The following is a 19394-nucleotide window of genomic DNA, read 5'->3' as shown; positions in this document are numbered from 1 at the left end:
ATTAAGTAGGTAGGCGCAAATAAGCCTTAGCGTGCAACAGACCTATTGTAGGATGCCTCAAAGCCTCAGATTTTCTACGGTATTTCATGCGAACTCTCTGGAGCACCCTACAACAACTTAGTCTAAATTAATCGTTTTTTAACAGACAGGCGATCGCCCGATCGCGGAAACAAAAAAGTTCGAGCGGGCGATTTATTCAAACAACAAAAAATTAGTTAATCCTGAGTGTCCACAAAAACACTCACAGCCGCCACAGCGATTAGCATTTCATCATTTTTATCATTCAGAGAGGCGATCGCCCTTCCTGCGACAATCATGCCCCCTTGCTCCACAATCAGAGTTTTGCTGCCAAAAGGTAGCACCGCCAACACCTCTTCGGCGCGCACTTGTTCCGGGTAAGGAACGGCGACCTTAACCTCAACAATCATCTGATTGGGGTCGCTCAAACCTGCCACTTCCCAGACGCCTAGGAGAGCATTATTGGCGATCGCATTCCGTACAGCCCTTGCACAGGCTACAGTCGGTTCCTGCCCGTGCTGGTCTATACCCATCCCCATTTCAATGATGAAACATTTGCGTGCCATAGTTGCCCTTTGGTTGATTTTTGTTTGTAGTCGATCGCACTTTTCCCCAAAACAATTATCAACCAAACAGACCGCTCTTGATATTATTTTATAAATAGATATAACCAGATAATAATCCCAGTTAAAAAAACAATGCAACTGTGCGCGTTCCAAACTTATATCGAATCAGTCATTTCCAATTCTTCAATTCTTTAATCTCAAATCTAAAATGGTATAACTTATGGTAATATAACCAAATTCACCATTCCTCGCGGACTGCAAAACTCATCGCCAGCTTGAATCATGGATAGTTTTCTGCCAATTGCCTACTTTCAAAACCAATTTCTCCCATTTACCGACGCCAAAATTTCCATAGCCACCCACGCACTGCACTACGGAACCGGAGTTTTAGGCGGGTTGCGGGGAATTCCCGACCCCCAAAATGCCGATCGAATCTTGCTATTTAGATTAGACCGCCACTGTCAAAGATTAAGTCAAAGTGCCAGCTTCCTCCACTGCGATTTGCCAGCCAGCAAAATCCAACAAATAATCATTGATTTTGTCCATAAAAACCAGCCAACAAAATCATTTTATATCCGCCCTTTCGTCTACACATCCAGTTTAGGAATTGCCCCCAGACTGCACAACGTAGAAACCGACTTTTTTGTTTACGGATTAGAACTCTCAGACTATTTGCCCAAACAAGGAGTCAACTGTAGAATTAGCTCTTGGTACCGCCAAGAAGACCGCAGTTTGCCCTTAAGAGGTAAAATTAGCGGCGCCTACATCACCTCAGCTTTAGCCAAAACAGAAGCAGTAGAATCCGGCTTCGACGAAGCAATTATGATGAACACTCAGGGAAAAGTCAGCGAAGCTTCAGGAATGAACATATTTGTCGCCAGAAACGGTAAATTAATTACTCCCGGTTTCGAGCAAGATATTCTCGAAGGAATTACCAGAGACAGCGTTATAACTATCGCCAGAGACTTAGGAATTGAAGTCACAGAAAGACCAGTTGATAGATCGGAACTGTTGATTGCAGACGAGATTTTCCTCTGCGGAACCGCAGCCAAAATTACGCCAATTAACCGAGTAGAAAACTATCAATTGCCCAAAAACCGACCCATCACCGAAAAGATTTTGGACAAACTAACCGGGATTATCGAAAATCGCGACAGCAAGTATAAAGACTGGGTATTTCCGATCGATCTTAATTAACCGAAAATACCTGTCGTAGAAGCGAGTTCACTGGTTACCAGGCAGAGCCTGGTAAAGCAGATCTGGAGGCTCTGCCTCCACATTTCATGGCAGCCATTCGAGGCAGAGCCTCTGGATATCGGTTCCCAGGCAGAGCCTAAGAACCAGTTGTTGTGGAGCAGGCATCTTGCCTGCTTCCTGCTAGGAACTACCCGCACAAAACAGTCGCGTGATGCCGAATGTGATCCTCCATAAAACTCGCTATAAAATAATAGCTGTGATCGTAACCTTCCTGCATCCTTAAAGTTAGCGGCTGTCCCGCTTTTGCACAAGCTTCCGCGAACACTTCCGGCAACAACTGCCCGTCAGCAAGAAACGAATCAGCAGTGCCGCAGTCAATCAGAATCGGGCGGTTATATGGTGCTGCCACAACCAATTCGCTAGCATCCCAAGCCCTCCAAATCTCTTGGTCGCTGCCGAGGTAGTTTGCAAAAGCTTTTTGTCCCCAAGGGCAGCGCATTGGCGCGGAAATAGGCGCAAAAGCGGAAACTGAAAGATAGCGAGATCCATTTTTCAAAGCGCAAATTAACGCCCCGTGTCCGCCCATCGAATGACCGAAAATTCCCTGTTTTTCCGGTAGCGCTGGAAAATTTTCGGCGATTAAATTCGGCAATTCATCAACCACATAACTGTACATTCGATAGTGAGCCTTCCAAGGTGCGGCTGTCGCATCAACATAAAAACCCGCACCACTTCCTAAATCCCAATCGTCATCTTCCCCAGGAATACCAGTCTGGCGCGGGCTAGTGTCGGGCGCAACCAGCATTAACCCGTATTTTGCCGCAAATTGTTGCGCTCCCGCTTTTGCCATAAAGTTTTCTTCCGTGCAGGTTAAACCTGATAAGAAATACAAAACAGGTACGGGTTGAGATAAAGCTTGCGGCGGCTGATAAACCGCGAATTTCATCTCGCTGTTGCAAGCGGAGGATTGATGACTGTAAAAGCCTATTTGGCCGCCGAAACTTTTATATTCTTTTTGCAGTTTTAGGGATTCAGAGAGCATAATTGGAAATTGGGAATTAATCTGTATTACATCCGTTACAAAATCCGTTGCCGAACTTCTTCCTTCAAAAAGTCAAAACTGTGCGAATTACTTCGCCTTTTTGCATTAAATCAAAAGCTTCGTTAATTTGTTCGATCGGCATTACCCGAGATACCAAACTATCAATATCAATTTTACCGTCCATATACCAATCAACAATCTTAGGAACATCAGTTCTGCCTTTTGCCCCCCCGAAAGCCGTACCTTTCCAGACTCTGCCAGTTACTAGCTGAAACGGGCGGGTACTAATTTCTTGACCTGCTCCTGCTACCCCGACTATTACGCTCACGCCCCAACCTTTGTGGCAACATTCCAAAGCTTGACGCATGACATTAATGTTGCCGATACATTCAAAACTGTAATCAGCTCCGCCTTTGGTTAAATCTACCAAATAAGGCACTAAATCGCCTTCGACTTCGCGGGGATTGACAAAGTGAGTCATGCCGAATTTTTCCGCCATCTCTCGCTTGTTGGGATTCATGTCTACGCCGACAATCATGTTAGCTCCCACCATGCGAGCCGCTTGAATTACATTCAAACCCACGCCACCCAAACCGAAAACTACCACATTAGAACCAGGCTCTACTTTCGCCGTATTGATGACAGCGCCGATGCCAGTTGTTACGCCGCAACCGATCAAACAAACTTTATCAAAAGGAGCATCTTCGCGAATTTTTGCTACTGCAATTTCCGGCAATACTGTATAATTAGCGAAGGTAGAAGTTCCCATGTAATGGTAAAGTTTCTGTCCGTCTATAGAAAACCTGCTCGTGCCGTCGGGCATCACTCCCTGGCCTTGAGTCACGCGAATTGCTTGACAGAGATTAGTTTTGCCGCTCAAACAATATTCACAGTTTCGGCATTCGGGAGTGTATAGAGGAATTACTCGATCGCCCACTTTGACACTCGTTACTCCCGCCCCAACTTCTGCGACTATCCCGGCTCCCTCGTGGCCTAAGATAGCAGGAAACAAACCTTCAGGATCGGCGCCGGAAAGAGTGTAAGCGTCAGTGTGACAAACACCAGTGGCTTTAATTTCCACCAACACCTCTCCAGCCTGCGGCCCATCTAGATCAACCGTTTCAATGCTCAAAGGTTTGCCGGCACTGCGAGCAACTGCTGCTTTTACTTTCATGCTTTCCCCCTGCGATCGATTTGTCAACAGACCAGTAAATATGTATTGTATTACTTAATCTCAAAATTCAGCAAATCTATGACAAAATTAATTGTAATTACCGGAGTCAGTCGCGGTCTTGGTCTTGCCCTGACCGAAAAGTTTATTGAATTGGGACATACAGTTTTGGGATGCGCCCGTTCTTCCGAAGCAGTGGAAAAGCTCAACCAAAAATATAGTTCGCCCCACAATTTTACTTGTTTGGATGTCGCCAACGACGATCGCGTAAAAGCTTGGGCAACAGAAATGCTGGCCAACTACTCGCCCCCAGATTTGCTCATTAACAATGCAGGTGTAACTAATCATCTCGCCCCTCTTTGGAATGTTAGTAACGAAGAATTTTCGCAGGTAATTGATGTTAATATTAAAGGTACTGCTAATGTAATTCGTCACTTTGTCCCGGCAATGATTGCTCGAAAAAGCGGCATAATTGTTAACTTGAGTTCTGGTTGGGGAAGGTCAACATCGCCGGAAGTTGCGCCCTATTGCGCTTCTAAGTGGGCGATAGAAGGACTTACGCGATCGCTCGCTCAAGAATTGCCCGGAGGTATGGCGGCGGTTCCTTTGAATCCGGGGATAATTCACACGGATATGCTGGAAATTTCTTTCGGAGAAGATGCGGCAAGTTACACGTCAGTCAAAGCATGGGTGCAAAAAGCAGTTCCTTTTTTGTTGAAGTTGAAACCTTCAGATAATGGAAAGCCGCTGACCGTTCCTGGATAATACAGCAACCATTGCAGAATTTGCGAACATCTCTCTTTTCTTTTCCTCTGCGCCCTCTGCGGTTCATTAAAAAATTCAAAAATGAAATAAAATTGCTATATTCCCAAATCACAACTCTTTCCCCAAATAGCTACTGTGAACTTGCCGCTAACCTCCCCGTCGCAAACCGAAACCCGCAAAGCAGACCACCTGCGGATCTGCCTCGAAGAAGACGTACAATTTCGCGAAACTACCAGCGGCCTCGAACGCTACCGTTTTGCTCACTGCTGTTTGCCAGAACTCGATCGCACTGAAATTGATTTAACCTCCACATTTCTCGGCAAAACACTAGCCGTTCCCCTGCTAATTTCCTCGATGACCGGCGGCACAGAATTAGCTCAGACAATCAATTATCGCCTCGCCGATGTTGCTCAAGAATACAAACTGGCAATGGGAGTCGGTTCCCAGCGAATCATCGTAGAAAAACCTCAACTAGCTCCTACATTTGCCGTCCGTCGCCGCGCTCCAGATATTCTGCTATTTGCCAATATCGGAGCAGTTCAATTAAACTACAGTTACGGTTTGGAAGAGTGCCAAAAACTTGTTGATATTATCGAAGCAGATGCCCTAATTTTGCACCTAAATCCGCTGCAAGAGTGCGTTCAAACCGAAGGCGATACTAACTTTAAAGGACTCCTAGATAAAATCGCCAAATTGTGCGATAAATTACCAGTACCAGTTATTGCTAAAGAAGTCGGCAACGGTATTTCAGGGAACATGGCAAAGAAATTGCTCGCCGCGGGAGTAGATGCGATCGACATTGCCGGGGCCGGAGGCACTTCTTGGGCAAAAATAGAAGGAAAGCGAGCTAAAGATAGCAAGCAGCGCAGGTTGGGCACAACTTTTGCCGACTGGGGAATACCGACAGCCGAGTGCATTGTCAGCACCCGCGCCGTAGCGCCGGATGTTCCTCTGATTGCCTCTGGAGGCTTGCAGAATGGGTTGGATGCAGCGAAAGCCCTCGCCCTCGGCGCGGATATCGCGGGACTGGCGCGGCCGTTTCTACAAGCCGCAGCGGAATCGGAATCAGCCGCAGGCCTTCTAGCTGAGGTTTTAATTGCAGAAATCGCCACCGTGATGTTCTGTACGGGCTGCGCTAACTTGGGACAGTTAAAACATTCTGGGGTTTTGGAAAGGTTAAGATAAAAGTGAGTCAGTTGGCAGTTGGCAGTTGGCAGTTGGCAGTGGTGAGTTGTTATTTGTTATTTGTGAGTTGCTACCAATTACAATTACCAATTACCAATTACCAATTACAATTACCAATTACTAATTACCAATTACCAATTACCAATTACCAATTACCAATTATCTAATGAAAGATTTCCTAAAATATACCTGTGCAAGTTTGCTGGGAACCTTCCTCGGATTGTTGCTGCTGGGCAGCATCGGATTGGGGGGACTGGTACTGCTAATTGCTCTGGCGGCATCGTCGTCTAAAGATTCAGGCCCGCAAGTTAAAGATAAGTCTGTATTGGTATTAGACCTTTCTTTAAATATCACTGACAGCAAACCTAGCCGCAGCACTGGCGCGGCGATTGAAGAAGTGCTTTCGGAGGATTCCGGCGATACAGTGACGCTGCGGACTGTTTTAGACGCGATCGAATCTGCGAAAAAAGACCCGAAAATAGTTGGCATTTATCTCGAAGGCAGCTCTGATTCGAGCAGCAGCGGATTTGCCAATCTCAAAGAAGTTCGATCGGCATTGCAGCGTTTCCGAGATGCCAAAAAACCCATTTTTGCTTACCAGATGGACTGGAGCGAGCGAGATTATTACCTCGGTTCCGTTGCTAATACAATTGCAATCAATCCTTACGGGGCTTTGGAACTCAACGGTTTTAGCAGTCAGGCAATGTTTTTCACCGGTGCTTTGGAGAAATACGGTTTGGGAGTTCAAGTGACTCGTGTCGGCAAATACAAGTCAGCCGTTGAGCCGTTTTTGCTCACAAAAATGAGTCCCGAAAATCGCCAGCAAACTCAAAAGTTGCTCGGAGATATGTGGGGAGAATACCTGAAAACTGTCGGGCCGAACCGTAAAGTGACCGTTCCCCAACTGCAAGCGGTTGCAGATAAGGGCGGAACTTTGATGGCTGACGAAGCTCTCAAAAGCAAGTTAGTTGATAAAGTTGTATACTTTGACGAAATTGCGAGCGAACTTAAAAAACTGACAGGAACCGATCGCGAACACAAATCTTTCAAGCAAATTAGTTTGAAAAACTACGCCAGAATTGCTGACGATAAAAACTCAACTCGCGCTGACAAGAAAAACCAAATTGCTATACTTTACGCCGAGGGAGAGATTGTAGACGGCGAAGGGGGCCCGACTCAAGTAGGAGGCGATCGCATCGCTCAAGAAATGCGGAAAATTCGAGAAGATGACGACGTAAAAGCAGTAGTTTTGCGGGTCAACAGTCCCGGAGGCAGCGCGACGGCGGCCGAAGTCATCGGGCGCGAAGTTATGCTGACGGGCAAAAAGAAACCAGTTATCGTTTCGATGGGCAATTTAGCAGCTTCCGGCGGCTATTGGATTGCGATGGGTTCCAGCCGCATTTTTGCCGAACCGAATACGATTACGGGTTCTATCGGCGTTTTTGGAATGCTGTTCAACGCCCAAAAGTTGGCTGCTAACAACGGCCTGACTTGGGACGTTGTGAAAACCGGCCGCTTTGCGGATACTAACACGGTTTCCCGCCCGAAAAATCCTCAAGAATTGGCGAATATTCAGAGAATAGTCGATCGCATTTACGATCGATTTATTACTAAAGTCGCCGACTCCCGCAAACTGCCGAAAAACAAGGTACAAGAAATTGCTCAAGGCAGGGTGTGGTCGGGTACGGCCGCGAAACAGTTGGGTTTAGTCGATGAAATTGGCGGCCTTGAAGATGCTGTCAGAGAGGCGGCGAAGCAAGCTAAACTCGGCGACAATTGGCAGTTGGAAGAATATCCAAAACGCCGCAGTTTCGAGGAGCGAATTTTGGAAAGACTTTCAGGCGTTCGCGTTTTGAAACCAGCCACCAAACTCGACCCACTGACTGCTGAAGTTAAGAAAATGCAGGATGAATTGGCTGCGATCGGGTCGATGAACGACCCGCAGGGGATTTATGTTCGCTTGCCTTTTAATTTGCGGATTGATTAATTAATTGATACCAAATCCGGGATTTTTACCCCTTTATTCTTCAGTCCCCCTCTGCTCGCACTGAGATGTTGCACCATTCTCAATAAGCCTTTTGCGGGCGGGCTATCCTGCCCGCCCCACAAGAAAACTCCGTCTTCGCTTCACAGGCCGGAAAGCCTGTTCTTGAGAATGGTGCAAGATGTGAGCTCTGACGAAAGTTTGACTCTTGAACCGTTTCAAACGCTGAGTGCGATCGCGGTTTTTAACGCGGATTTGGTATGAGTAGGCTGAAGCACCCTACAAACCACTGAAAAACCCGGTTTCTTCTAGAAACCGGGTTTATGAATACCCTAAGTCGATCGACTGAGAATTGGCAATATTTGTTATGCAGCACGCTGAGTTAACAATCCCCAGATGAAAAGTAGAACGATCGCACCTATTACGGCAAAAGCTATGCTGGGTAGAGTCAATGCTCCGAAGGAAGCTCCACCGCTAGTCCCCACAAAGAGTTGACCTAAATAACCTCCCACTAGCGCGCCCAAAATTCCTAAACCTGTTGTGGCCAGAAAACCGCCGCCTTGAGTTCCCGGATAAATGGCTTTGGCGATCGCACCGGCAATCAGTCCTAAAACAATCCAAGCAATAATTCCCATTTCCGTTTCTCCTGAATGCTTAACTTTTTTCGTTCTCTGTCTTATGTTCTTAGAATAACAACTGCTCTCCCGTCCTTACCTCTACCGTAGGGAAGAATCGAAAGTGGTAGGATTTCTGAGGAATCGTCCGAGTTTGAGGCTTTTTAATACCTCAAAAGAGTTAACCCACTTTTTCTAGGGAAGAAAGGTACTTATGCTCAAGGCAAAAAGGAAATAGGAGAATTTTTTCTGGGACTTTTTGTGTTTTACTGGTAAAAAAATTACAATAATTTTGTGAAACGAGGAAAGTTTGCGCCCGATGGATCTGACTCTGTGCATGATTGTGAAGAATGAAGAGGCAACACTGTCGAGGACTTTGGACAGCGTTAAGGGTGTTGTGGACGAAATAGTGGTGTTGGATACGGGATCGGGCGATCGCACCCGTGAAATTGCCAGAGGATATGGCGCGAGGGTTTATGACTTTGAATGGTGCGACGACTTCGCAGCGGCGCGCAACGAGTGTCTGAAGCACGCCCAGGGCGACTGGATTTTGGTGTTGGATGCCGACGAGGTTTTGGTACCGCAGATTTTACCTCAAATTAAGGAGGGCATTCAGAGCGATCGGCTGCTCCTAATAAATCTCATCCGCCAAGAAATCGGTGCCTCTCAATCTCCCTATTCCCTAGTGTCTCGATTGTTTCGCAATCGCCCCGACATCCGCTTTTCTCGCCCTTATCACGCAATGGTAGACGACAGCGTGGCTGAGATTTTGCATAGGGAACCAACCTGGAAAATAGCTTCTCTGCCCGATGTGGCGATTTGGCACTCTGGTTATCAAAAAGATGCGATCGCAGCAAAAAGTAAATTCCAAAAAGCTCAAGCAGCAATGGAACGCTACATCGCTTATTATCCAAACGATGCTTATGCTTGTAGCAAATTAGGCGCTTTGTATGTAGAAATAGGGCAAATTGGTCGGGGAATAGATTTATTAACTAGGGGCTTGGCTGCTGCGGCAATTGATGATTCTATTGTTTACGAACTCAACTATCATTTGGGAATTGCTTATCGCCAGCAGCAGCAATTTGTTAAAGCCAAAGAACACTATCAAGCGGCAATTAATACAGATGTGATTCCGGCGCTCAAGTTGGGCGCTTACAATAATTTGGGCAATTTGCTCAAAGATGAAGGAGATTTGAAATCGGCTGAAAAAGCTTACAAAGCAGCTTTAAAAATTGACCCCAGTTTTGCCACAGGTCACTACAATTTAGGACTGACGTTGAAGGCAGCCGGAAATTTAGCAGATGCGATCGCCTATTACCGACAAGCGATCAAAATCGCTCCAGAACACGCCGAAGCTCATCAAAACTTGGCAGTAGCGCTGCTGAAAATTGGCAAAATGCCAGAAAGTTTAGCCGAATTCAAAAGAGCGATCGCCCTTCACGAACAGCGCCGCCCATTTGAAGCAGAACGCCTGCGCCGGGGACTGCAAGAAATGGGTTTAATGTAACTGAAATTATGGCTTTTATGGGCGGGCAAGATGCCCACCCCACAATCAAATTCTCGGATTGTGGAACAGGCCGGAAAGCCTGTTCATTAAAAAATATCCCCAGATATGAGATGCCAGCAAAATCAAGCAATTATCTCTACTTTGCCGCTATCCAAATCGTAGCGGCCCCCAACAACTTTAAGCTTGCCCGCTTTGACTGCTTCAGCTAAAATAGGCGACGAGGATTGTAACTTATTTACATTGATTTTCACATTAGCTCTGACTGCGTTATCCCAGGCATCGCCTTGGACACCTTTTGTGGTATCAACTGCGGGTTTAATCGCCGCCACCAAAGTGCTAATGTGACCCGGCACAGCTTTGCCATCTAAAGCTGCTTTAACAGCACCGCAGCGTTCGTGACCCAGAATTACTAATAGCGGCACGCCTAGTTCTACTGCGGCATATTCCATATTCCCGAGAACCACATCGTCGAGAAAATTTCCAGCTACTCGGATATCAAACAAATCCCCTAATCCTTGGTCGAAAATAATTTCGGGCGCAACCCGCGAATCAGAACAAGCCAGGATCGTTGCAAACGGATGTTGACCCTCTGCTACTTCTACAATTCGCGATCGAGCTTGGTCGGGAAATGTCCGTTTTTGCTCAATGTAGCGTTGATTCCCCTCCATCAATTTCTTGAGAGCACCGTCGGGAGTAATATCAGAGATTGCTTCTGCCTTTGCGGGTTGAGCTTGCAAAAGCGCAGGTGCAAAGCTTGCCGCCAGCATCCCTGTACCAGCCTTCAACATTAAATTGCGTCGCGAAATCATATCTCTTCTTCCGCTTTCTGTCATTGCTTGCAACTCGGTTTAATTTTGGGTGTTTTATAGCATAAGATATACCACAAGCTGAACCCTACTTCTTTACTTTTTTTTTACAAGTAGCTACAGCAAAATTTAAACTTAAAAATTCCAAAAATTTGCCCCTTTCTATTTCAGATTTTATTTCCTAAAGGCAACTGCGGTCATCCTTCTGTAGGCAGGGGATGCTAAAATGTATCTCAAACCAATACTTCGGACAGTTTTTGATTGCCAACCGTAGAAAAAGGGTTTCAAGGCGATTCGACAAGTTCGCTACCAACGGAAAATCGCGGGTTTCAGACTACGAACTAAAAACAGTCGGGACTATTGTAAAACTACAATTATTTATCAATGGATCGAAATGTCTTACGTCGCCAGTATCCATATCTATCCGGTCAAGTCCCTTGACGGCATAGCTGTCAGTCAAGCAACTATTCTTGCCAGCGGAGCTCTAGAAGGCGATCGCTCTTTTGCAATCTGCGATGAAGCAGGAGAACTTGTTAACACTAAGCGCAACAGCGGAGTCCATTTTCTGCGCTTATCCTTTGACATCCAAAAGAGAATGGCCGGCATAAAAATACAAGACACCGAACAAGAAATTTTTTTTCATGTAGATAGAGAACGCCCAGGGATAGAATATTGGTTGAGCAACTACTTCGGTTTCCCCGTCAAGTTAATGGAAAACTTGCTGACAGGCTTTCCCGACGATACCGCTGCGCCCGGGCCAAGCATAATAAGTACCGAAACAATCGCCGAAGTTGCATCTTGGTTTCCGAGAGTTTCCGTTAACGAAATGCGCCATCGCTTGCGAGCTAATATTGAAATAGGAGATGTCCCGGCTTTTTGGGAAGACCAACTTTTCCCAGAAGCCAATGAATTAGTCACGTTGAAAATAGGGACTGTAATATTTGAAGCTATTAATCTCGGTCACCCCTGTATCCGATGTCCGCCATATTATGCCCCGAAAGCAACCGATACAAATTTTCAAAATCTACTAAAAGCCAAGCAGGAGGAAATCATGCCTGACTTGGTAAAGAGAGGGTCTTTAAATCACTTTAATCGACTGATAGTTAGTATGCGAGTCTCGGGTCAAGCAGCCGGAAAAATATTACACATAGGAGACGAAGTTCAAATTAGTAGCGCCAGCAAATCCCTCTTTAATACCATTCCTGATTAGTTGTATGGCACGAGTCCGATCAAGCCGGTGGCAACTCCAAAGTAAGCTGACCCAACACACCCGTTCTAAAATCGTTTAACATTTGCCGCGCCGTTCGTTCGACATCTCCTTTATACTTGTCTTTTGCTACCTCGTGCAAATAATCTTCACCATTACTAGAGGCTGCATCTAATTTATACCTGGATTTGAAACCAGATAGTGATATCAACGTCTCATCAGCCGCCTCCAGCCCTTGGAGCAAATCTACCATCGCTGCCGCTACTACCTGATTGTCGTAAGCTGCCTCGCCAATATCTTCGCAAATAGCTAATTTTATGGCATTTTCTTGATTGTTAATGCGGGTTGGGATGACTCCGGGGGCGTCTAATAATTCAATTTCGTCAGAAATGCGAATCCATCGGAGCGATTTAGTTACTCCAGCTCTGCGGGCACTGTCCACCACTCTCCGCCCTAACAGGCGATTAATTAAAGCAGATTTTCCGACATTTGGAAAGCCCATCACCACTGCACGGACTGGACGGGGCAGCATACCTCGATCGAACCTTCTTTTATTTAGCTGCACCCCAGCATTCTGCACGGCATCCGCCACAGCGTCTACTCCTTGACCGTGTTCGGCATTAGTAAAATACGCAGTTTCCCCCTGGGCCTCAAACCATGTTTCCCACGCCTCGCGCGCGCGAGGCGCAATCATATCCATGCGGTTGATGACCAATACTCGCGCCTTGCCGCCCACCCAACTCGGCATTTGGGGGTGGTAAGTAGCTAATGGAATGCGGGCATCTCGGACTTCGAGCACCACATCTACCCGCTTTAGCTGTTCTTTTAATGCCCGTTCAGCTTTGGCAATGTGACCGGGATACCAGTGAATTTTCATAATAGGAAGGAAGAAGGAAGAAGGAAGAAGGAAGAAGGAAGAAGGAAGAAGAAAGAAGGAAGAAGGAAGAAGGAAGAGGGAAGAAGGAAGAAGGAAGAGGGAAGAAGGAAGAAGGAAGAAGGAAGAGGGAAGAATCAAGAAATAATCAGGGAACGGATGAGTGTAACGGATTTAAGGGCACGAAGGAAGGAGGGAATCAGGAAAATGGCAGAAGTAAGCTGTTGGGCATCTAACTTACACTACTGGAAATAAGTAATAAGAAAGAGTTTTCTTTCTTCCTTCTTCCTTCTTCCTTCTTCCTTCTTCCTTCCTTCCTTAAGGCACAATCAAAACTGCACAAGGAGACAGATTGATCACCCGATTGGTAACGCTGTCAGACGCCCCATCATCGGTTAAACCCATCCCCCGACAGCCCATCACAATCAAATCGGCCCCAATTTCGTCAGCTACATCACAAATCGTGAAAGCCGGTTTGCCTTCTCGCTCAATGATTTCAGCTTCGATTCCCTGCTGGGAAAACATCAATTGGGCCTCAGACAGCAGTTTGGCGACTGCTTCCGGGGAACTCATCACCTCTGACGGTGGGGTGGCACCCTCCTCGGCTGGGGGTTCGACTACCGAAAGAATAACTAAACGAGAAGTGTAGGTTTTCACAATATTGACAACCTTTTCCGCGGCTTCGCGGGCTTCTCGGCTTTGATCGACAGGAAATAAGACAGTCTTGAACATAGTGCGCATCTCCCGGACGCGGACTCCGATAAAATGTTTACGTTGAGCCAATCAGTGCCGTTTGTTTCATCTTCCGTTTTTTGTACGGACGCGGTTGAATGCGTCCGAGGCTCCAAGTGCAAGTGACAAGTGCCGCCATTTCAACGGAATTAGACAAAAACACCCATATTAGGAGGTTAATCCTGTGACCAAAAAAACTGTAGCAAATTTATCGGCATCGGACTTATCGGGCAAACGGGTATTGGTGCGGGCGGACTTTAACGTGCCGCTCGACAACGGCAGTATCACCGATGATACTCGCATCCGGGCTGCTCTGCCGACAATTCAAGATTTAGCGTCCAAGGGTGCTAAGGTCATTTTGTGCAGCCACTTCGGGCGTCCCAAGGGTGTGACGGAGAAGTTGCGCTTGACTCCGGTTGCTAAGCGGCTGTCGGAATTGTTGGGCAAAGAGGTCAAAAAGACTGACGACTGCATCGGCGATGAAGTCGCTGCTACAGTCGAGGCGATGCAAGATGGCGATGTGCTTTTGCTGGAAAATGTGCGCTTCTACCCAGAGGAGGAGGCAAACGACCCAGAATTTGCTAAGAAGTTAGCTTCTGTGGCCGATTTGTATGTCAATGATGCTTTTGGTACGGCTCACCGGGCTCACGCTTCTACTGAGGGCGTTACTAAGTATCTGAGTCCTTCTGTGGCTGGGTTTTTGATGGAGAAGGAACTGCAATATCTCGGCAGTGCGATCGACAATCCCCAGCGTCCTTTGGCTGCTATTATCGGCGGTTCTAAGGTTTCTAGCAAGATTGGAGTCATTGAAAAACTGCTCGAAAAGTGCGACAAACTGCTGTTGGGCGGCGGCATGGTTTTCACGTTCTACAAAGCTCGCGGCTTGAACGTTGGCAAGTCTTTGGTGGAAGATGACAAGCTGGAACTGGCTAAGTCTTTGGAAGAGAAGGCGAAGGAACGGGGAGTTACTTTTCTGTTACCTACTGATGTGGTAGTTGCTGATAAGTTTGATGCGGCGGCTAACACTCAAACTGTTCCTGTAGAAAGCATCCCGGAAGGTTGGATGGGTTTGGATATCGGCCCGGATTCAGTAAAAACTTTCCAAGATGCTTTGGCCGATTGCAAAACGGTAATCTGGAACGGGCCGATGGGCGTGTTTGAGATGGAGAAGTTTGCTGCTGGAACTGAAGGTATTGCTCATTCTTTGGCTGGACTTACTAAAACTGGTACTACCACAATTATCGGTGGGGGTGACTCGGTGGCGGCTGTGGAACAGTTGAATTTAGGCGAACAAATGAGCCACATTTCCACTGGTGGCGGTGCTAGTTTGGAACTGCTCGAAGGTAAGGAATTGCCTGGTGTTGCTGCTTTAGATGAGGCTTAATTAAGTTAAGTAGGGCGGGCCAAGCCCGCCTTGCTGCAAGCAGGTCTAAATCAGTGGCTGCGAATCAGTTTTTTGAGGATTTACCGCAGAGGGCGCAAAGAACGCAGAGCAAGAGAAAAGAGAGAAGGACATGGGTTTAACTTCTACAGTTTGCTAGTATAATTAATCCGAAGTAGCAGTGAGGTTTGTTTGTGAAACTTAAAATCTTGGCAACTGTAACGGCAAGTTTAGCTTTGTTTTGGCTTGCAGCTCCCGTTAAAGCTCAAAATCCAGATCATGTCAGGCAATTGCTGGAAAGTAATGAATGCGAAGGCTGTGACTTGAGAAATGCTGATTTATTCAAGGCTAGCTTGTACAGAGCTAATTTAAGAGGAGCCGATTTAAGCGGAGCAAATCTCTATGAAGCTAATTTGTTAGAAGCGGATTTAAGTGATGCTAATTTGTCTAACGCTAATTTAATCAACGCCGAGATGTACGGTGCTGAATTGAATGGTGCTAATCTGCGAAATGCGGATTTGTCTAATGCTTTTTTGGGGCGAGCGAATCTGACGAGTGCTGATTTGCGCGGTGCTAAACTTTTTAATGCGAATCTGGGTGAAGCTTATCTGTTACAAGCTAATTTATCGAATGCCGATTTGAGGCGATCGCTGCTGTTTAGGGTTAATTTAAACCGTGCAAATTTAAGCGGAGCGGATATGTCTTTTGCGGATGTGCGCGATACTAATTTGCAGAATGCTATTTTGTCAAATACTCGGCTTCCGAGGGCTCAATTGAGCGGTACAAATATCGATGCGGCTAATAACGTGCGCCAGGCTGATTTGGAACGTGCCAACTTGCGGGGTACGAATTTGGGGCCGGGGGTTTGCGTGATAACTAATTTTCCTTATTGTGTTTTGAATTTGGAATAATCGGCCCGCTGAGTGCGTCAGCCGCGATTAATGTGGCAGCTACGGCAGTTTTTGACTGGCTGCCGCGCCCTAGGTTTATATCATGTCCGCAGCAGACGCAAGCAATCTTAAGCCCCTGGGATTGCTTGACTTCGCTTCGTTCCGTTCTCTTGGGAGATATCGTAAGTAATTTGCCGGACATTATCAGAGCTGAGCTAAGTTTGGGGTGGTTTGTATCCGTTTTCTAGGGCAAATCTCACAAGCTGAGCCCGATTTTCTAGCTGTAATTTGCTGAAAATGCTGCCTAAATGAGCTTGCACAGTCCGGGGGCTAATAAACAGCCGATCGCTAATTTGTTTGTTAGTATAACCCTGAATAACTTCCCAAAAAACTCTTTCCTCGGCTGGTGTTAAAGGCAAAGGTGCAGGTGCTGGCAATACTGCCACAACTTTTGGCTCCACCGCCCTAGCAGTAGAAGTTTGAAGGAGTCGCACAATCTCGGCGTGAATGCGGTGAGAGCGCTCTAACTGCGCCTTCACCTTAGCTAACATTTCTTCAGAATGAAAAGGTTTTACCAGATAATCGTCAGCGCCGATCGAGTGACCTTCAACTTTTGACTCAATCTCGCCTTGACCTGACAAAAATATAAACGGCACCAACTGTCCCAAACGTGTAGTTCGCAAGCGGCGGCAAAACTCAAACCCGTCCATTTCGGGCATCATGACATCTGAAATTACCAAATCTAGGGGGGCATTCTCAAAAATCGAGAGCGCCTCAAGCCCGGAATTAGCGCATTCAACCCGGTATCCCTGGCTTTCCAGGTACATTGCTAAGACTATTTGACAGTCTGCTTCGTCGTCAACTACTAATATTCTTTCCATGAAAGGCTCGCACCAAATCCAGTTGGACAGTTCTTGAAACTGCGGCTCCCAAAGTAGGAACTTCAATTAGTTTACCTGCTGCAACTTGATAAAAGCTCGCAATTTCAAAACGCCACAATTGCTCCAATAGTCGAATTACAGGCGCGATCGCATAAAATGGGAAGAAGTTAAGGAATGTTGGGCTAAAATTTCCTTCTTGAATTCATCTCTCCAAAAAAGCTACAATTTTTTATGATAGAACGTCAACTTTTATGCATAAAATACAAGGTAAAAAAAAGCATTTTTTTGTATTATACAGAAATCTTGGTGATACTTAAACTATTCCTAGACCCGACATAGAAAGGTTTTTAGATTTTTCTGGTTCGGACACAGGTACAAAAGGGACAACGCGAGCAGGTGCTGCTGGGGGCTGCGCGAAAAAACCCGGGTCGGCAACCAACATACTTTCAATTATCGCTGCTGGTTCGGGGCGGCTGAACAGATAGCCCTGCATGATATCGCACTGATGTTCTTTCAAAAAATCTAGTTCTGCTTCTGTTTCTACTCCCTCAGCAATTACTGTCATATTCAAACTATGACCCAGTAAAATTACTGCTGTAGTAATAGCAGCATTTTGAGTATCTTCATTGGCATTACGGACGAAAATTCGATCGATCTTTAAACTGTCAAAAGCAAATTGCTTGAGATATCCTAAAGTAGCGTAACCGGTGCCGAAGTCATCAATAGCAATCCGAATTCCTAGAGCTTTAAGTTGGTTTAAAGTAGCGCCTGCTACTGTCGCATTTTCTACCAAAGCGCTTTCGGTCATTTCTAATTCTAAATTAGCAGGCTCCAAGCCTGTAGTTTCCAATATTTGGACGATTCGCGCCTTGAGTTCCGGGTCTGACAACTGCCGAGCCGACAAATTTACTGATATTGTAAAGGGCGAAAACCCTGCAGCCAGCCAACTAGCGGCTTGAGCGCAAGCTGAAAGCAGTACCCACTCGCCAATCTGAATAATTAAACCTGTTTCTTCTGCTAATGGAATAAATTCGCAGGGAGAAATTATTCCTCGATCGGGATTTTGCCAGCGCACTAAAGCTTCGGCGCCGATAACTTTGCCGGTAGCAATATTCACCTGGGGCTGATAGTATACCTGAAACTCACCTTGTGCCAAAGCATGGCGCAGCAAAGCTTCGAGAGCAAACTTTTCAGGAGAGAGAGTCGTAACCTTGGTCGAGTCGTTAACTAAATCTTTGAGTCTGGCTTCTGCTTGGTGAAGCGCAACTGTCAGCGGTTGAGTAATAGTTTGCCGTTTCAAGACGCGAGAAGCAATCGCTCCCAGCAATTCAGCCTTGGTAAACGGTTTTGTCAGGTAATCGTCTGCCCCCAAATCCATCCCCCGACGAAAATCGGTTTTATCACTTTGAGCCGTGAGGAAAATAAATGGAATTGTTGCAGCTAGCGAGTTTTGCCGCAGAGTCCGCAACACGTCATAACCGTCGAGTTCCGGCATCTGGACATCGCACAAAATTAAATCAGGTATCTCCGAAAGTGCCATCTGCACCCCAGCTCGACCGTTTTCGGCCGCAATGACCCGGTAGCTGTGAGATTCCAGGAGTTGCAGAAGAGTTTCCCGGATTAATTCGTCGTCTTCAATCACCAAAATTTTGAGCATGATAATTAGATAACAGATGGCACTATATATCTGAACCTGACTAACTTTAGCATACTCAAACTAACGAATTAGTAATTCGGCCAATTAACCAATAAATAATTAGCCAAATGGCTGAATTTTTTCCCTCGGTTCTTAAGTCACAATAAAATAACTGCCCAAATAGGGAAGAGTTCGATATCTTTCAATAGCATAAAAATGCTGCGCCCGACTCGTTTGATAAACTTTTCTTATAAAATAACTGTAGTTTCTCATAAAAGAATGCCACCAACACTGTCACTGCGCGGATAGCCGCAATCACTCAGGCAATCACTTATATGATGTCCGGTTAATTGCTCATAATTAGCCCGTGTTTGTAATTAGGACTTTGGTTTCTTCTAGATGGATGAATCAGGAGGCAGCCTCCTCACCCCAAAAACGGATACTTGCCAACAGCAACAGTCGTGGAGATATCAAACTTTTAGATCCTAGTTTAAGCTCCCAGATTCATCTGTGAAGTAAATCTAAAATCTACAATGGACTGACCGAGATCTTAATTATGGTTGTATAACTGGACATCATATTATGCACTGTTTTAATTCACAGGCTTAGTGGAATTCGCGCAATATTTTTCATCTACAATTGCAGAAGTGATACTGACAGCCTGCATAGATGACGGAATTATTAGGTCTTGCGGAACTACCACTGTCTTTTTACAAACAAGCTCGCTACTGCCTACAGAGGCAAAGTTCCAAGCATAAAATTCGGGAGTGCTGACTGTCGCATTGGCTGGATGTAAACCTAGTGCAGTCACCAATACTAATCCTAAAGTTACTAAAGCTACGATCGCGAATCTCAGCATATTCTTTCTTTGAAACGGAAAACTTACGTGATTGGTATTACCTTATTATTGCCTGGGTCGATCGAGAGCGTCAATCGAT

Annotated in this window: 20 protein-coding genes; 10 read left to right on the top strand and 10 right to left on the bottom strand. The window is 46.0% G+C overall.

What is annotated here, in order from left to right:
• Positions 1–215: 215 nt before the first annotated feature.
• A complete protein-coding gene (locus QUA20_RS12145) occupies positions 216–584 on the bottom strand; it encodes a Lin0512 family protein (RefSeq protein ID WP_333189080.1) in 369 nt (122 codons plus the stop codon).
• Positions 585–866: 282 nt separating this feature from the next.
• On the opposite strand from QUA20_RS12145, the gene QUA20_RS12140 reads away from it, so the two are divergent.
• A complete protein-coding gene (locus tag QUA20_RS12140) occupies positions 867–1781 on the top strand; it encodes a branched-chain amino acid transaminase (RefSeq protein ID WP_333189079.1) in 915 nt (304 codons plus the stop codon).
• A gap of 187 nt (positions 1782–1968) precedes the next feature.
• Here the strand turns inward: QUA20_RS12140 and fghA are convergent, their stop codons facing one another.
• Both fghA and QUA20_RS12130 read right to left on the bottom strand, forming a co-directional pair.
• The gene (gene fghA, locus QUA20_RS12135) at positions 1969–2823 is read right to left on the bottom strand and encodes an S-formylglutathione hydrolase (protein WP_333189078.1); all 855 of its coding nucleotides are present in this window, start codon (positions 2821–2823) and stop codon (positions 1969–1971) included.
• Between the two features lie 64 nt (positions 2824–2887).
• Positions 2888–3997 (bottom strand): S-(hydroxymethyl)glutathione dehydrogenase/class III alcohol dehydrogenase, encoded by a 1110-nt coding sequence (locus QUA20_RS12130; RefSeq protein WP_333189077.1) that lies wholly within the window; start codon positions 3995–3997, stop codon positions 2888–2890.
• A gap of 78 nt (positions 3998–4075) precedes the next feature.
• Between QUA20_RS12130 and QUA20_RS12125 the strand changes: the two genes are divergently transcribed.
• The 4 genes from QUA20_RS12125 (at position 4076) to sppA (ending at position 7931) form a co-directional block, all read left to right on the top strand.
• Positions 4076–4759, top strand: coding sequence for an SDR family oxidoreductase (locus QUA20_RS12125; protein WP_333189076.1), 684 nt, complete (start codon positions 4076–4078; stop codon positions 4757–4759).
• A 135-nt stretch (positions 4760–4894) separates the two neighbouring features.
• Positions 4895–5944: a type 2 isopentenyl-diphosphate Delta-isomerase gene (gene fni / locus QUA20_RS12120; protein ID WP_333189075.1), complete on the top strand. Its 1050-nt coding sequence runs from the start codon at positions 4895–4897 to the stop codon at positions 5942–5944.
• Between the two features lie 2 nt (positions 5945–5946).
• On the top strand, positions 5947–6111 hold the full coding sequence (locus tag QUA20_RS12115) for a hypothetical protein (RefSeq protein ID WP_333189074.1): 165 nt from the start codon (positions 5947–5949) through the stop codon (positions 6109–6111).
• Positions 6111–7931, top strand: coding sequence for a signal peptide peptidase SppA (gene sppA / locus QUA20_RS12110; protein WP_333189073.1), 1821 nt, complete (start codon positions 6111–6113; stop codon positions 7929–7931). The genes QUA20_RS12115 and sppA overlap by 1 nt, the downstream gene beginning before the upstream one ends.
• A gap of 362 nt (positions 7932–8293) precedes the next feature.
• Here the strand turns inward: sppA and QUA20_RS12105 are convergent, their stop codons facing one another.
• The gene (locus QUA20_RS12105; RefSeq protein ID WP_333189072.1) at positions 8294–8563 is read right to left on the bottom strand and encodes a GlsB/YeaQ/YmgE family stress response membrane protein; all 270 of its coding nucleotides are present in this window, start codon (positions 8561–8563) and stop codon (positions 8294–8296) included.
• A 298-nt stretch (positions 8564–8861) separates the two neighbouring features.
• On the opposite strand from QUA20_RS12105, the gene QUA20_RS12100 reads away from it, so the two are divergent.
• The gene (locus QUA20_RS12100) at positions 8862–10049 is read left to right on the top strand and encodes a glycosyltransferase (RefSeq protein WP_333189071.1); all 1188 of its coding nucleotides are present in this window, start codon (positions 8862–8864) and stop codon (positions 10047–10049) included.
• Between the two features lie 122 nt (positions 10050–10171).
• Here the strand turns inward: QUA20_RS12100 and QUA20_RS12095 are convergent, their stop codons facing one another.
• Positions 10172–10858, bottom strand: a complete 687-nt coding sequence (locus tag QUA20_RS12095) for a carbonic anhydrase (protein WP_333189070.1) — start codon at positions 10856–10858, stop codon at positions 10172–10174.
• A gap of 391 nt (positions 10859–11249) precedes the next feature.
• Between QUA20_RS12095 and QUA20_RS12090 the strand changes: the two genes are divergently transcribed.
• Complete coding sequence (locus QUA20_RS12090) at positions 11250–12065, top strand: MOSC N-terminal beta barrel domain-containing protein (protein ID WP_333189069.1); 816 nt, start codon at positions 11250–11252, stop codon at positions 12063–12065.
• A gap of 19 nt (positions 12066–12084) precedes the next feature.
• Here QUA20_RS12090 and ylqF read toward each other — a convergent pair whose 3' ends face one another.
• On the bottom strand, positions 12085–12939 hold the full coding sequence (gene ylqF / locus QUA20_RS12085; RefSeq protein ID WP_172187808.1) for a ribosome biogenesis GTPase YlqF: 855 nt from the start codon (positions 12937–12939) through the stop codon (positions 12085–12087).
• Here ylqF and QUA20_RS12080 point away from each other — a divergent pair.
• Positions 12928–13191 (top strand): hypothetical protein, encoded by a 264-nt coding sequence (locus QUA20_RS12080; RefSeq protein ID WP_333189068.1) that lies wholly within the window; start codon positions 12928–12930, stop codon positions 13189–13191. The genes ylqF and QUA20_RS12080 overlap by 12 nt on opposite strands.
• Before the next feature lie 63 nt (positions 13192–13254).
• Here the strand turns inward: QUA20_RS12080 and QUA20_RS12075 are convergent, their stop codons facing one another.
• Entirely contained in the window at positions 13255–13668 is a 414-nt protein-coding gene (locus tag QUA20_RS12075; protein WP_172187804.1) for a universal stress protein, read from the bottom strand.
• A 184-nt stretch (positions 13669–13852) separates the two neighbouring features.
• Between QUA20_RS12075 and QUA20_RS12070 the strand changes: the two genes are divergently transcribed.
• Positions 13853–15052, top strand: coding sequence for a phosphoglycerate kinase (locus tag QUA20_RS12070; protein ID WP_333189066.1), 1200 nt, complete (start codon positions 13853–13855; stop codon positions 15050–15052).
• Positions 15053–15243: 191 nt separating this feature from the next.
• Complete coding sequence (locus tag QUA20_RS12065; RefSeq protein ID WP_172187799.1) at positions 15244–15960, top strand: pentapeptide repeat-containing protein; 717 nt, start codon at positions 15244–15246, stop codon at positions 15958–15960.
• Between the two features lie 194 nt (positions 15961–16154).
• On the opposite strand, the gene QUA20_RS12060 is transcribed toward QUA20_RS12065, so the two are convergent.
• From QUA20_RS12060 to QUA20_RS12050, 3 genes are all read right to left on the bottom strand, one after another.
• A complete protein-coding gene (locus tag QUA20_RS12060) occupies positions 16155–16886 on the bottom strand; it encodes a response regulator transcription factor (protein ID WP_445304671.1) in 732 nt (243 codons plus the stop codon).
• 247 nt (positions 16887–17133) lie between these two features.
• Positions 17134–18477, bottom strand: a complete 1344-nt coding sequence (locus QUA20_RS12055; RefSeq protein ID WP_333189063.1) for an EAL domain-containing response regulator — start codon at positions 18475–18477, stop codon at positions 17134–17136.
• 571 nt (positions 18478–19048) lie between these two features.
• Positions 19049–19315, bottom strand: coding sequence for a hypothetical protein (locus QUA20_RS12050; protein WP_172187795.1), 267 nt, complete (start codon positions 19313–19315; stop codon positions 19049–19051).
• Positions 19316–19394 lie beyond the last annotated feature (79 nt).

This window comes from Microcoleus sp. Pol7_A1, from assembly GCF_036701085.1.
Classification (GTDB): Bacteria; Cyanobacteriota; Cyanobacteriia; order Cyanobacteriales; family Microcoleaceae; genus Microcoleus; species Microcoleus asticus.
This window is presented reverse-complemented; position numbering and strand designations above follow the sequence as displayed.